Origin of the sequence: Litoribacterium kuwaitense, from assembly GCF_011058155.1 — a bacterium.
Taxonomy (GTDB): Bacteria; Bacillota; Bacilli; order Bacillales; family DSM-28697; genus Litoribacterium; species Litoribacterium kuwaitense.
In genome coordinates this window covers 32,009-45,696 of the sequence record NZ_JAALFC010000004.1, presented here as the reverse complement: position 1 = coordinate 45,696, position 13,688 = coordinate 32,009, and the positions used below count along the sequence as shown (strand labels likewise).

12 protein-coding genes are annotated in these 13,688 nt (G+C 41.7%); 7 read left to right on the top strand and 5 right to left on the bottom strand.

Features of this window, described 5'->3' with window-relative positions; genetic code table 11:
• Positions 1-340 precede the first annotated feature (340 nt).
• Complete coding sequence (locus G4V62_RS04180; protein ID WP_165199531.1) at positions 341-1,081, top strand: stalk domain-containing protein; 741 nt, start codon at positions 341-343, stop codon at positions 1,079-1,081.
• A 461-nt stretch (positions 1,082-1,542) separates the two neighbouring features.
• Here G4V62_RS04180 and G4V62_RS04175 read toward each other — a convergent pair whose 3' ends face one another.
• Positions 1,543-1,701 carry a transposase gene (locus G4V62_RS04175; protein WP_246218255.1) on the bottom strand — a complete coding sequence of 53 codons (159 nt, stop codon included), beginning with the start codon at positions 1,699-1,701 and terminating at the stop codon, positions 1,543-1,545.
• Between the two features lie 279 nt (positions 1,702-1,980).
• Positions 1,981-2,826 carry a helix-turn-helix transcriptional regulator gene (locus G4V62_RS04170; RefSeq protein WP_246218245.1) on the bottom strand — a complete coding sequence of 282 codons (846 nt, stop codon included), beginning with the start codon at positions 2,824-2,826 and terminating at the stop codon, positions 1,981-1,983.
• 69 nt (positions 2,827-2,895) lie between these two features.
• On the opposite strand from G4V62_RS04170, the gene G4V62_RS04165 reads away from it, so the two are divergent.
• Positions 2,896-3,720, top strand: coding sequence for a phytanoyl-CoA dioxygenase family protein (locus tag G4V62_RS04165; RefSeq protein ID WP_165199525.1), 825 nt, complete (start codon positions 2,896-2,898; stop codon positions 3,718-3,720).
• Positions 3,721-4,191: 471 nt separating this feature from the next.
• Here the strand turns inward: G4V62_RS04165 and rpsD are convergent, their stop codons facing one another.
• On the bottom strand, positions 4,192-4,794 hold the full coding sequence (rpsD, locus tag G4V62_RS04160) for a 30S ribosomal protein S4 (protein WP_165199523.1): 603 nt from the start codon (positions 4,792-4,794) through the stop codon (positions 4,192-4,194).
• 218 nt (positions 4,795-5,012) lie between these two features.
• Positions 5,013-5,525 carry a free L-methionine (R)-S-oxide reductase MsrC gene (msrC, locus tag G4V62_RS04155; protein WP_165199521.1) on the bottom strand — a complete coding sequence of 171 codons (513 nt, stop codon included), beginning with the start codon at positions 5,523-5,525 and terminating at the stop codon, positions 5,013-5,015.
• 184 nt (positions 5,526-5,709) lie between these two features.
• Between msrC and refZ the strand changes: the two genes are divergently transcribed.
• The 5 genes from refZ to G4V62_RS04130 all read left to right on the top strand — a co-directional run bounded on the left by refZ (position 5,710) and on the right by G4V62_RS04130 (position 12,511).
• The gene (gene refZ, locus G4V62_RS04150) at positions 5,710-6,330 is read left to right on the top strand and encodes a forespore capture DNA-binding protein RefZ (RefSeq protein ID WP_165199519.1); all 621 of its coding nucleotides are present in this window, start codon (positions 5,710-5,712) and stop codon (positions 6,328-6,330) included.
• A gap of 222 nt (positions 6,331-6,552) precedes the next feature.
• Positions 6,553-8,274 carry a septation ring formation regulator EzrA gene (locus G4V62_RS04145; protein WP_165199517.1) on the top strand — a complete coding sequence of 574 codons (1,722 nt, stop codon included), beginning with the start codon at positions 6,553-6,555 and terminating at the stop codon, positions 8,272-8,274.
• A gap of 259 nt (positions 8,275-8,533) precedes the next feature.
• Positions 8,534-9,682 (top strand): cysteine desulfurase family protein, encoded by a 1,149-nt coding sequence (locus tag G4V62_RS04140; RefSeq protein WP_165199515.1) that lies wholly within the window; start codon positions 8,534-8,536, stop codon positions 9,680-9,682.
• A gap of 1 nt (position 9,683) precedes the next feature.
• Complete coding sequence (gene thiI, locus G4V62_RS04135; RefSeq protein ID WP_165199513.1) at positions 9,684-10,886, top strand: tRNA uracil 4-sulfurtransferase ThiI; 1,203 nt, start codon at positions 9,684-9,686, stop codon at positions 10,884-10,886.
• Positions 10,887-10,921: 35 nt separating this feature from the next.
• Positions 10,922-12,511, top strand: coding sequence for an amidohydrolase (locus tag G4V62_RS04130; protein WP_165199511.1), 1,590 nt, complete (start codon positions 10,922-10,924; stop codon positions 12,509-12,511).
• A 300-nt stretch (positions 12,512-12,811) separates the two neighbouring features.
• Here G4V62_RS04130 and G4V62_RS04125 read toward each other — a convergent pair whose 3' ends face one another.
• Positions 12,812-13,612, bottom strand: a complete 801-nt coding sequence (locus tag G4V62_RS04125) for an NAD kinase (RefSeq protein ID WP_165199509.1) — start codon at positions 13,610-13,612, stop codon at positions 12,812-12,814.
• Positions 13,613-13,688 lie beyond the last annotated feature (76 nt).

Here is a 13,688-nt window from a genome sequence, read left to right as displayed (position 1 = left end):
TTATCTTACCATGAAACGGTGTTGAAAGTGAAAAAAGTAGACCTTTGGATAGTATCAATCTGATGGTCCATCTAGATATAATGTTAAGGAAATGAATGATGATCTTAAAACAGGTCTGATGAAGCTGTTTAAACAATGTTGGCTTTCATAAGCAAAAAGAAGGTGATCAAAAAAATTAAGATGAGAATAAACAAATAAATAACAAGATTAAATATCTTAATATTCAGTCATAAAGCCATCTTGTATACTTTTTTTGCAAAAGCCATTGTTCGTGACTGAATATGAAAGAGATCAAGGCAAATGTCAGCAGTTATTATGTGAAAACTCGGAGGGATAGGGAATGAAAACATGTTTAAAAAATAAATGGGTAGTTTTTAGTTTAGTGTCTTTACTTTTTTTAAGCTTTTCTGAACAGGCATTCGGCTCAAATACATTGCGCGAAATAAAAGTATTTTTAAATTCTGGTATTAATGTGATGTTGCATGGTGATCGATTTATCGCGAAAGATGCAAGCAGTGGAACAGAACTGCTTCCAATAACCTATAATGGAAATACGTATTTGCCACTTCGAGCTGTAGCCGAGGCAACAGACTTGGAAGTGACATGGGATCAGCGTACACAAACGATTTATTTGGGAGATACTGAACAGAGCGTTCAGCCACAGAATGATCGAATTGTACAATTGACGACGGAATATGGTCGACCAGCAGATAAATATCGGCTGGCAAGCACGACACCACATTTGTTAAATCGCGGACCCGGTAAAACCTTTAAGTATGGGTACGCCAATGATCGTGATTTTCAAATGAACTTACAAGTGTATGTAACAAATAATTTTGAATTCGAGACATTAAAAGCAACGATTTGGGTAGATGATACTAAAAATGATGCGGGTAATTATACTACTTCAAAGCCAAGAATTGAAGTCTATAATGAAAGGAATGAGGTCATTCACGCTGTTCCGAATGTCGCTCATAAAAATTTTTATGAAATCGAAGTGAATATTGCTGATGTCAAAGAGGTACGAATTTTAGTGGACGGTACGTATAGTGTGATTGGTGACCCTGTGTTGATCAAATAGATTCGCAGCGTGTTGACGATTTGCTAAACTAGACAAATAAAATAGGTTGGTCTCTATCACGTTTTGTGGGGGCTTGGCAGTTTTATAGGATTCCACCGGCAATAACGAAATCTCAAAAAATCAAGTCATCCAGAAACGGCGACGAATCTTTAAGAATGAAAGGATTTACTTACTTATTCCCGATTATAGCAATGATGATGAAACATAAGCCACAGCTGTACGATTAAATTGTGCAGCTGTGGCTTATCAATATTGGGGCTATGTTATGCATCTATTTTAATGATATAAGAAAGGTTCTACGTCAATAGTTGGGGTAGGGGTCTTTGTTCCTGGCCCTACTTTTACCCTGCTTGAAAGTCTCTAAGATGTTTCAATTGTTGACTTAATAAAATTTTATAACAGAAATCGATCGTATCTTTGAATCCCATAAGCGTTGCGTTTGATCACTTTCGTTTTGTTGTTTAAACAATAACAAAGACAAAGCGATTAAGAATTTCTGTTTGCCAATTGTTGAACGATTGCAAGACTTGTATTATTTCTGGAATGCCTGCTTCTTCCTCGCGTTTACAGTAGTCTTTTAGTTCCTGCTTCACTTGAGCGATTTGCTCTGAACCAATCATCTTCACTGTCTGGAAACCAAGTACAATACACCTTCCGAAACACTAAGAGTCTCTCTAAATACCACCGTTACTTCTCGCTCAAATACTCACTCACTTCGCTTATAGAAAATTTGCTTACACTTTTTACAATCATATTCATGAAACTCTTTCTGTACACGGCGTCGCACCTTTCAAGTCACCAATAAATATACCGACAACGATATTTAAATTTGCAAGTCTCTTTTTTCTATTGAACAACAAATCATTAATACGAAGGGCTTACATATTGAATGCAAGCCCTTATCTCCATGCTTGTACCTTCGATGGATTCACGCCGGTTTTCTGTTTAAATTGCCTGCTAAAATAATAAATATTTTGATACCCGAGAGCATTTGCTACTTCGGTTACTGTCATACCTGTTCTAAGCAAATACTCTGCACGGTCAATTCTTCTATCAATAATATAGGATTCTATGGTTTGCCCCATAAATTCTTTAAACTTTAAAGAAAAATATCTTGGGGACAGGTGTGCCTGTTCGGCTAAATTAGTGATGGTGTGTTGTTTCCCTGGTTCTTGGTTGATCTTTGCAGCTATATCTAACATTACTCGATTTAATGCATGGTACTGCCGATAACCATCTTTTTTCATTTGACTTTGTCGTTCAAACATTATTAATAATAGTCCCAACAACATAGTGGCCTCTTGTTTAAATCCATATACTCTAGTCAACATCACATGCATAAAACGGTTGAGGTATTGTTCGTGAAATTCTGCTGGGTCAAAATGTACGAATGAAGGTAAATGTAACAAAAAAGATTCATCTGCGTTCAGGGAAAAATGAATAAATGTGACTGTAAGCGGATTTTCTGGATTATGTTTCGCAGAAGTCAAATCGCCTGGTTGGAAAAGGAAGCAATCTCTTTTTCCTACTTGGTGATGTTGACCATTCAATATGACCTCTCCTTCACCGTGCCACACGTACCAATAATCATAATTTTTAAATGGAGTATTTGTGCGATTCCATTTCCAATTATATTCACAATTGACCTTACCGAATGAAGAACTTAATTTAATGTTTTGTAATGATATCAAAGTAAACCGCTCCAATGATGTGAAATAGTATAAATAATGATGTGATTTGTGCATTTGTTTTATCATATTTTTTGAATAAAATGAATTATGGAACGGAAATTATTTAATTGAAGGAGTGATATTATGAGAAACACAACAGAGTCTGAAGAAATTGCAAAGCTATATCGGTTTGATCAAATCGCAGAAAAATATGATGGTTTTGACAATTGGGATGAAGGAAAAATTAAACAGTATCGACATGATGGGTATTTAGCCATAGAAAATGTCTTGACACAAAAAGAGGTGAATCGTGCCATTGATGCTATAAATCAAATAATCTTTGATGACGATAAAGGCGCGAAAATTCAATTTACGAAACCCCAAGCTGAATTAAAAACAGATAAGGAACGTGAGATTGCAGTTCGAAAAATTAGTGAATTTGTAGAAGTTGATGAGCGATTAAACGCAATTGCTTATCACCCTGAGATTCAAACTAAAATAGAAGAAATTCTTGGAGAAGAACCGATCTTAGCGCAAGATATGGCTTTGCTAAAGCCGCCTTTTGAAGGAGGAGAAAAGCCTTGGCATCAAGATATGGCATTCAAAGCTCTTTCTTATACAAATCCTGTGATAGGGGTATGGGTTGCTTTGGATGAGGTGACTCATGATAATGGCTGTATGCATGTGATTCCAGGTTCTCACGCAGAGGGCGCAACGCCTCATTATTTCATTCGGGATTTGCAGATATGCGATACTCATATTTCAGTAGAAAGAGATGTAACGGTGCCCTTAAAACCAGGTGGTATTCTCTTTTTTCATGGTTTACTTAAACATGGAACACCACCAAATCACTCACCAAAGCGTCGTCGAGCACTACAATTTCACTATGTTGGTAAATCAGCACTGAAACTGTCGCCTAAAGAATATAAACGTGTGTTCACAAATGAAATGTCTGGTGCAGAATGTTAAATACGGTATAGATTCAACAATGCACCTAGATTTAACTGAGATAAACAAATAGGGTAATTATGTAATGGGGCACAGTGCACCTTTTTGCAATCTTTGTACCATTGCAGCGGGTTAGGAAGACAAATGCTTGCCATTCCTCAAGCGTCGCGATGGGTTAAGATGCTTTGTTTTCGCCTAAGGTACGTTGGCTGTCGAACAAATGTTGAATATCACGATAGTTCAGCCACCAAGTATTTGACCTAATATGGAATATGGCAATAATGTTTGCTGGATGAGCGTTAAAAAGAAGACATGTGTCATTTTTTTCAATTGCGCCTGCTTACTTTAAAGTTTTTTGACCGAAAACTGGCCGAAAATACGTACATTTTTCTGCATGATCTTGCTAAGGTCGTGAAAATAGAAAAAGCCCTGAAATGTTGGTACATCAACATTTTCAAGGCTTTTTTTCTTGTTAAATGCAATTCGTTCTTATTAACGAGAGTAGTACTCAACGATTAGTGATTCGTTGATCTCTGCTGGAAGCTCAGAGCGCTCAGGGAAACGATTGTACGTACCTTCTAGTGTATCTTCGTTGAATGAAAGGTACTCAGGAACGAATGTGTTTGCTTCAATTGCTTCTTTCACGATGGAAAGGTTACGAGACTTCTCACGAAGAGAGATCGTTTGTCCATGCTCAACGCGGAAAGAAGGGATGTCAACACGTTTGCCATCAACGAGTACGTGACCGTGGTTGACGAGCTGACGAGCTTGACGACGAGTACGCGCAAAGCCGAGACGGTATACGAGGTTGTCAAGGCGAGATTCTAAAAGGGCCATAAAGTTTTCACCGTGGATCCCTTTCATTTTGCCAGCATCGTTAAAGATGCGGAGAAATTGACGTTCGTTAATGCCGTACATAAAACGAAGCTTCTGTTTTTCACGCAACTGTAGTCCGAATTCAGACAGCTTTCTACGCTGGTTTGCACCATGTTGCCCTGGAGCATAAGGGCGTTTTTCTAATTCTTTTCCCGTGCCGGTCAACGAAACGCCAACGCGACGGGCTTTTTTCCAACTTGGTCCTGTATAACGAGCCATAAAATGACTCCTCCTTCGCTTTTATTTTGCATAAAATAAAAGCCTAGTATGGAACTCACGCTTGCAACCGATGTTGTTTCCTGCATCTTCGCCTCAGCAGCTAAGGTTACGCGATACACCTCCTACAGTTAGGAGAAACAACATCCAAGAAACAAGGCGTCCACATCTGCTTTATTTTACACACATGAGTGGTATTATACGGTTCAATTGTTGACTTGTCAATTTAATTCTTTCCAAAAAACATCGTTTTTGATCGCTTGCTCAATAATTTTGCCAGCTTCTTCAAGCCATTCGCGATCTGCTTGAGAAAAACGATCATACTCTGGAGAATCGATGTCAAGGCATCCGACGACGGCACCATTCGCGTGTAAAGGAATGACGATTTCTGACTTGGAGGCGGCATCACAGGCGATATGGCCGGGGAATTCATGAACATTGGGTACAACATAGGTCTTGTCGGCTTTTGTTGCTGTTCCACAAACGCCTTTGCCGTTTTGAATGCGTACACAGGCGGGTTTCCCTTGAAAAGGTCCAAGCACAAGCGTCTCCTCTTTTAACAAGTAAAAGCCAACCCAATTGACTTTGGACAAATGTTCAAATATAAATGCGCTCGCGTTGGCGAGATTGGCAATCGTATCCGGCTCATCTTCTAATAGTACGCGCAACGATTTAAGAAGTGTCGTGCTTAACGGTGGTTCAATTTTTGAATTTGTTTCGTTTGACGTAGACATGATTTGCCTCCAATCTGCAAGATATGTGTGATGTAGACTTTATTCTCGCAAAACTTACGGAAAACGTCGAGCGTTTTATACAGGGAATTTCATCGGCAAAGAGAAAATAGTCGGTATAGGTAAAGAAAAGCAGTTATGACTTACGAAGCGAAGATCGGATGATTGATATAAAGGAGGAAAATTCGTGGCTAGAGAGACGAAGGAAGCGATTATGGACGCAGCCGTTCAATTGTTTAATACGACAGGGTATGGTGGTACATCCGTTCGAGCCATTGCGCAAAAAGCGGGCGTAAATCCAGCGCTCGTTTCGTATTACTTTAAAAATAAAGAAGGGCTTCTTGAAGAAATGTCTGTTTCCTATTTTGAAGGGTATATGTCGTCTCTTGTCAACACCTTAAAAGAAGAAGGGGAAGCAGGTGCTTTAACGGTAATTCGCAAAGTCGTTTTTCGCTTGCTAGATTATCAGCGCGAACATGCGGAAACCGCTCGTTTCCTCTATAGAGAATTAACGCTAGATACAATGTTGGCGCGCGAGATTGCGACGACGTACTTGGCGAAAGAAAAATATATTTTCACCCAACTACTAGAGGAAGCTGTTGCGAATGGAGAGATGGTTCAGTTTCCTGTACCCTATACGATGATGCAATTAAAGACGATGATGATGGTTCCATATTTACAAAAGCACTATTTAACGAATGTTTTATTTGTCTTTCCTCACGAAATGTATTTTCATAAAACGCATCGACAACAGTTGGATTACTGGTTAAAGCAGTTGAAAAAAGAGGCGTCGCCAGTCCATATATAGTCAATTCATGTTTTTTAAGATATTTTTTGTGACAAATTGCCGACAAAATGCGGAACAAGTCTTAAAACCATGATATGATAAGGGTATGCTTTTTTAAGATATAACTATGTATTGTTTTGAAAAAAATGGACTGTTATTGAACAGGTAGATTACCTGTTTTTCCATACAAACGTTAACAATAAATCGTATGGACGAAATGGTGCTGATCGGGGAGGCTTATTTATGTCTTGGTCTGTCATTCACTGGATCATTTTAACACTTGTCGTACTGCTTGTGCTTCTAACAGCAGGGATGATCCGTAAGCGACAAATATATAAACAAGTAGAACGGTTTGAAGAAGAGAAGAATTTACTCTTAAACGGTGATGTGCCAGCGGAACTGGCAAAAGTAAAGCAATTGAAGCTCACCGGCGAAACAGAGAAAAATTTTGAAAAATGGCGTGAATTGTGGGAAACCATTGTAACGGAAGAGCTGCCTTTGCTGGAAGAGAAAATGTTTGACACTGAGGAGGCTGCGGACCGTTATCGATTTAGAAAGGCAGGTCGGCTCAGCGCCGAAATAAAGGCGTCGCTTGAGAAAACGCAACAGCGTATCGACAAAATGCTGACAGAGCTGCAAGATTTGATCGGCAGTGAAGAAAAAAACCGTGTCGAAATTGATGAGTTTCGCGCCCTTCATCAATCGATAAAGAAAACGTTATTGGTTGATCAGCGTAAGCTTGGACCAGCAGCAGAAGTGTATGAAAAGGAAGTAAACAGCTTACAGCCACAATTCACGCTGTTTGAAGAAAAGACGGAGGAAGGAAATTACTTTGAAGCGCGTGATGTGTTGTTTGCAATTAAAGATTCATTACATAGTATAGAAGAAAAAATTGCGGTGCTGCCCGAATTACGTCAAGAACTGCTTTACCGTCTGCCAGAAGCAGTGAAAGATTTAGAGGCAGGTCTTGAAGATATGCAGGAGCAATCGTATTTTCTGGATCATCTCCAACCTGCTACGCAAATTCAACAAATAAAAGAGGAGCTTGAGCAGGGGAAAAAGAGCGTTGAGCAAGGGGATGTTGAAAAATCAGAGACGGTCGCTCAATCAACAAAAGAGAATGTAGATCAACTATACGATGCTTTTGAACAAGAAGTATACGCTCGTCATTTCAATATGCAAGAGTTGTCTGGGATCGAGCCGACGCTCGTATCAATAGGGCGAGAGGAAGAGAGGCTTGAGGAAGAGGTAAGCTTCTTACAAAGTAGCTATCAGCTTGATGAGGAGGCCTTGAAAGAAGCGAAGCAAACCGAAAAGCGATTGAAAGAGCTCGAAAAGACCTACCAGCGACTAGAAGGCTTAATGGAAATGCATACGGAAGCGAATACGGTCATTAAAAAAGACATTCAACAGCTGCTTGAGGACATTCAAGACGTAAAAGAATCGCAAAAACAACGTAGTGAATCGTACCAAGCGCTGCGTCAAGATGAGATGCAGGCGAGAGATGATTTAGCGACGATGAAAAAGCAGCTCGTAGATGCGCGACGGCTCATTTACAAAAGTAATCTTCCGGGCGTACCCTCATCTTATGTGTCAGCTTTTGAGGAGGCGGAGGAAGGGATGAACTTGGTTCACGATGCCCTTCAGCAAACGCCTTTGGATATGACTCATATTAACGAAGTGGTTGCACATATAAAAGAAAAAGTTGAGCGACTACATACGAAGAGCACGGATATGGTAGAACAAGCGTTTCTCGTTGAGCAGTTAATTCAATATGGAAATAAGTACAGAACAAGGTACCCTGAAATACATACACAATTGTTAGAAGCTGAGGACAGCTTTCGCAATTGCGACTATGAGTTGGCGTTAGAGCAAGCTGCCTCCGCTGTTGAATCGATTGAACCGGGGGCATTGCGGAAAATGGAAGAAGTGTTAGAACATCAACATCGAGAAACGTCTCAATAAAGATGATTAGGCAAAGGCTGTTCCTTCGGAAAAAGGGAACAGTTTTTTGTTATATTATGGAGTGGTTTACTTGGCAGAAGGATCGGTTGGCTACTTATCGTTTTGAATTGGTAAAGTTGATCAATACAAGCTTGATAGATGAGGTTCCTGGTATGTTGTTCCACAAAACGAATTCGGGAAGTAGAGTTCCGAAATAGAAGCTCATGTGGTACTATGAAAAGCAGCGTGTCAGCACACGAAGTGCTGAAGGATCGGCGAGGTGATCAGTTTGATTTATTTAGATAATAGTGCGACAACGCGACCGTTTCCTGAAGTCGTTCAAGTACATGCAGAAGTTGCCAGCCGGTATTTCGCTAATCCGGCCTCTTTGCATGGTCTCGGAGAGGAGAGTGAACGGCTTTTACTATCAGCTAGACGCCAAGTCGCGTCTTTGCTCGGAGCAGAAGCAGCGGAGATCGTTTTTACATCTGGTGGGACTGAGAGCAATCAATTGGCCATTTTAGGAAGAATACGGGCGCGCGCTCATCGTGGTAAGCACATCATTACGAGCGCTGTTGAGCATGCGTCAGTTCGACAGCTGATGAGGTCGCTGGAAGAGCAAGGCTTTGAAGTGACGTGGCTAAGTCCAGATCGTGCCGGTCGGATTACAGTCGAACAAGTGATTGATGCGGTGCGTGATGATACGATTTTAGTGAGTTTAATTCATGTGCAGAATGAGCTGGGAACCATTATGCCGGTAAAAGAAATTGCGTCAGCGCTCAGGCATTTTCCACAGCTCGTCTTTCACGTCGACCATGTACAAGGTGCAGGAAAAGAATGTTTACAGATGGATGAAACACCGATTGATCTTTTATCGATCTCTGCTCATAAATTGCATGGTTTAAAAGGAACGGGTGTCCTCTATTGCCGTGAAGGGACGTCATTGACGACGGTTCAAGACGGTGGGGGACAGGAAAGAGGTTTACGGTCTGGCACAGTCAATGTAGCTGGTGCAGTCGCGGCTGCGAAGGCATGGCGACTTACCGTAGAAAGGTATCGACAAAAGCATACAGAGTTACGAAAAATGACAGCTAACCTTAGGCGTCAGCTCACGGACATTGATGAAGTCATTGTCTTATCGCCTGAGGATGCAGTGAGTCATATCGTGCAGTTTGCCGTTCCTCATGTGAAGTCCGAAGTGCTTGTGAATGCGTTGAGTCGTCGAAACATATATGTATCGACGCAATCAGCTTGTGCGTCTAAGGCGCATCAGCCGAGTCGAGTTCTTCTTTCTTGTGGGCATTCAAATGAGGTGGCAGGTAGCGCACTTCGCATTTCGTTAAGCTGTGAGACGAAACCAGCAGAGCTACATGAATTTGTAGGTGTATTTAAGGAAGAGGTAAATCAATTACAGAAAGTGATGAGATAGATTGTTGTATGATCATATGATTATTCGTTATGGTGAGTTGGCATTAAAAGGGAAAAATCGCACTTTTTTTATCAATAAGTTAAAACGCAGTATTGTAAACAGGTTAAAGGGTGTGGCGGGCCAGGCGACACTTGAATTAGCACGCGATCGTATGTTTATTAATCTAAATGACGCTGATCCACATGAGGTAATGCAGTCATTGGTAGATGTATTTGGTATTCATTCCATGAGTCTTGCAGCTAAGTCAACATTGACAATCGATGGCATTCTTGAAACGGCTGATGCGTTATTTAAAGAGCAAATCGAAGGCAAATCGCTCACGTTTAAAGTGACGACGAAACGTTCCTTTAAAGGGTTTACGCCAGACTCGCAAAAAATGAATGCGATTGTAGGCGGTCATTTACTAAAGAATAATGAGAGTGTCTCCGTTAATGTTCATCATCCTGATATAGAAGTACGTGTCGAAATTCGGCATAACGCTGCGTATATTTCTTGTGGCGTCGTTAAAGGAGCAGGTGGTTTTCCGGCAGGGACGTCTGGAAAGGCGATGCTTATGCTGTCAGGTGGAATCGACTCGCCTGTTGCGGCGTATATGGCGATGCGCAGAGGTCTTAGTTTGGAAGCTATTCACTTTTTTAGCCCTCCTTATACGAGTGAGCGTGCGAAACAAAAGGTCATTTCTTTAGCAAAGGAACTCAGGCGTTTTGGCAATATGAAACTGCACATTGTGCCATTTACTGAAATACAGGAAACGATTCAGAGAAATGTGGCACCGGATTATACAATGACGATTACCCGGCGAATGATGCTGAGGATTGCTGAGCGGCTTGCTGAGAAGCGGAAGGCTTTGTCTGTTGTGACTGGTGAAAACCTTGGACAAGTGGCAAGTCAAACGTTAGAAAGCATGTATACGATTGGAGAGGTGACAGACCTTCCACTATTACGGCCGCTCTTGACGATGGATAAAGTCGAGATTATGGATAAGGCTCGGGAAATCGGTACGTACGATGTGTCCATTCTTCCGTATGAAGATTGCTGCACGGTCTTTTTGCCTCCAGCTCCGAAAACAAAACCTAGACGCAGTCAGGCGGCTTTTTATGAAGAAAAGCTCGACATCGATAAGCTCGTTGATGATGCGCTGGCCCAAGTTGAATTAGTGTCGTTAAAGCAGGAAAAGGCGGACGAGTTTTCTCATTTTCTCTAAAGGGAAAATGGACGTCAGAGTAAAGGGGGGAAATGATGAAACGCTTATGGTTTGGCGGTCCCATTTATACGATGGCGAAACCGGGAGAAAAGGTTGAAGCCGTATTAACGGTAGGTGATCAAATCGTTGGCACCGGAGATCAAAAGGCGCTCGGTGAAGCATTTGATCTTTCAGATGCGGAAGCAGTCAATTTACATGGCCGAGCGATGTATCCAGGTTTTGTCGACAGTCATTTGCATATGATTGGCTATGGGGAACAACAACTCCGCCTCGATTTGTCTGAATTGAGTAGTTCGCGCTCGGTCATTCAGAAGCTTATTCATGAGGTTGAAACTACGACCGATGAATGGGTGATTGCTGATGGGCTGAATGAAAACAACTGGACAGACCGGCAAATGATGTCCCTTGAAACGCTTGATGCGATCAGTCCATATCGACCTATGGTCCTTCATCGGGTTTGTAAGCACGCGATGCTTGTTAATAGAATGGCGCTTCAACGGGCGGGTATTGACAAGGATACACCTGATCCTCCTGGCGGTGTCATCGGGCGGTTTCCTGATGGTCGTTTGAATGGATGGCTATATGACAGTGCTCAGGACATTATGAAGCAAACGATGCCGCGCCCAAACCAAGCATATGTTGAGCGAGCGCTTCGTGTGTCAGTGGAAAAATTATTGTCATTAGGATTAACTGGCGGGCATACAGAAGATTTAGCTTACTATCATGGGCTGTATCCAACGTTGTCTGCGTTTAAAAAAGTGATTGATGGGGAGAGGCTCGCTTTTCGGACACAGTTGCTCGTCAATCATTTATGTTTTGAAGAACGGGAACGTTTTGAAGGGCCTATTGATGATCATGGACATCTTGAATGGGGGCCAATCAAAATATTTGCGGACGGTGCGTTGGGCGGAAGGACGGCTTGGTTGTCACACCCGTATGCTGATGACAATACGACCAATGGGGTTGCAATACATTCAGAAGATGAGTTGGAACGTCTCGTTCAACAGGCAAGATCTGTTGATAAAACGGTAGCTATTCATGCCATCGGAGATCAAGCCTTGGCTGCTGTTATTGATGTGCTGCAACATAATCCCCCGCCTGCAGGGGAGGTAGATCGGATCATTCACGCTTCGTTGTCCAATGAAAAATTGATAGCACAAATGCAGACGATGCCAGTCGGCTTGGATCTACAACCACAGTTTGTTTTGTCTGATTTTCCATGGGTGCTTGATCGCATAGGAGATAGCCCAATTTTGTTATATCCATGGAAAACATATCTTGACCGTGGGTTGCGTGTTGCTGGAGGGTCGGATGCCCCGATTGAAACGCCTGATCCCCGGGAGGGTATTTACGCTGCTGTTGCGCGCCGGAAAAAAGATTCTCTTCATGATGGCTATATTCCGCAAGAAAAGCTATCGATGTATGAAGCCATTTCATTATATACGACAGGTAGCGCTTGGATCAGTGGGCATGCTGAAAGACGAGGAAAGATATGTCCGAATTATACCGCTGATTTTTCTATTTTTGCAGCAGATTTCTTTACGATGGAGAAAGACCCAGAAGCCATTCTTGCCAATCCAGTGAGCGAAACAATCGTTGGTGGACGGACGTATTATCAAGCGTAAAAAGATCAATGGGGAACGGTCGCTTGTGGGCGCTCGTTCCCCTTGATTTTTGGCTCTGCAATATTTGTTGGGGTTTACGAAAAAAGGACAAAAAAATACACACAAGCTCCTATATCTTTACTACACTTGAGTTGCCGAAAAACAAGAGAGCGAGATAGGAGTTGTGTGTGTATGCATTCTAACATGATGTTTCCCGGATTAGAAGATGTGATTATTAAAAACGTGGAGAAAAGCCTTGGGAAGGCTTTAACTACACTTTGTCGTCTCTACGCTTAAAAAGTAGAGGCTTTTTTTAATTTTTTACAAAAACGTCCGCTGAACTTTTTCCCAAAATGAGTTGTTGCGGAGCTTGGCTGTGCTGATCTTCCGGTCGCTGATTTGAATATCAATCGTCCGAATGTTTTGCGTACTAAATGCTTCGTTATCAAGACCGATAATCGGATAATCATTTCCATCTTGACGGACGACGAGACGAAGTTTGCGATCATCATTTAACACGAAAGGAGAGCCTAGTGTACGGTAGCGGTTGTTATTGAGTGACGCGAGTTCACTGATCTGCAGGCATTGCAGCTTTGGATCAATAATGGCGCCATTGATCGATTTACTGTAAGCCGTACTCCCAGTCGGTGTGGAGACGACCATACCATCGCCACGGAATGTTTCAAAATGTAAATCATCAATGTAAACATCCATGACAAACGTTTTAATAATTGACGAACGAATGCTGCATTCGTTTAGACACAAAAATGGATTCATTTCATTAATAGACACTTCGATTGTCGGGTAACGGCGCACTTCTACCGTGTCGGTCATGTTTAGCGCTTGTTTAATCGTTTCTGTGTCTTGGAGAGAAAAGTCACAGTAGAGGCGTGGCTCTGAATTGTAAGATAAGCCGACATAGATACAGTTTTGGCGAAAGCCTGTTTTTCGTACCGCTTGTAGAAAGGTGCCATCATCGCCAATGCTCACGATGACATCGGCTTTATTGAAATCTTTTTCAAGCTGAAAGTTATATGTATCAGCAGCCTTCTGTAACTGCTCAAATCGTTTTGCACGGTCTTCAATATTTTTGTAGAAAAAATAAAAAGATTGTTGGTTCACCGTTTCATTCCTCCTTATGTCATCTCTTCGGTGGTACTTTCTTTATTATGACAAAAAAATGCTCCCGTTAACAGCC

Coding starts and splice junctions, on each gene's coding strand:
- G4V62_RS04180 (WP_165199531.1), top strand. CDS start 341: ATGAAAACATGTTTAAAAAATAAATGGGTAGTTTTTAGTTTAGTGTCT.
- G4V62_RS04175 (WP_246218255.1), bottom strand. CDS start 1,701: ATGATTGGTTCAGAGCAAATCGCTCAAGTGAAGCAGGAACTAAAAGAC.
- G4V62_RS04170 (WP_246218245.1), bottom strand. CDS start 2,826: ATGCACAAATCACATCATTATTTATACTATTTCACATCATTGGAGCGG.
- G4V62_RS04165 (WP_165199525.1), top strand. CDS start 2,896: ATGAGAAACACAACAGAGTCTGAAGAAATTGCAAAGCTATATCGGTTT.
- rpsD (WP_165199523.1), bottom strand. CDS start 4,794: ATGGCTCGTTATACAGGACCAAGTTGGAAAAAAGCCCGTCGCGTTGGC.
- msrC (WP_165199521.1), bottom strand. CDS start 5,525: ATGTCTACGTCAAACGAAACAAATTCAAAAATTGAACCACCGTTAAGC.
- G4V62_RS04145 (WP_165199517.1), top strand. CDS start 6,553: ATGTCTTGGTCTGTCATTCACTGGATCATTTTAACACTTGTCGTACTG.
- G4V62_RS04130 (WP_165199511.1), top strand. CDS start 10,922: ATGAAACGCTTATGGTTTGGCGGTCCCATTTATACGATGGCGAAACCG.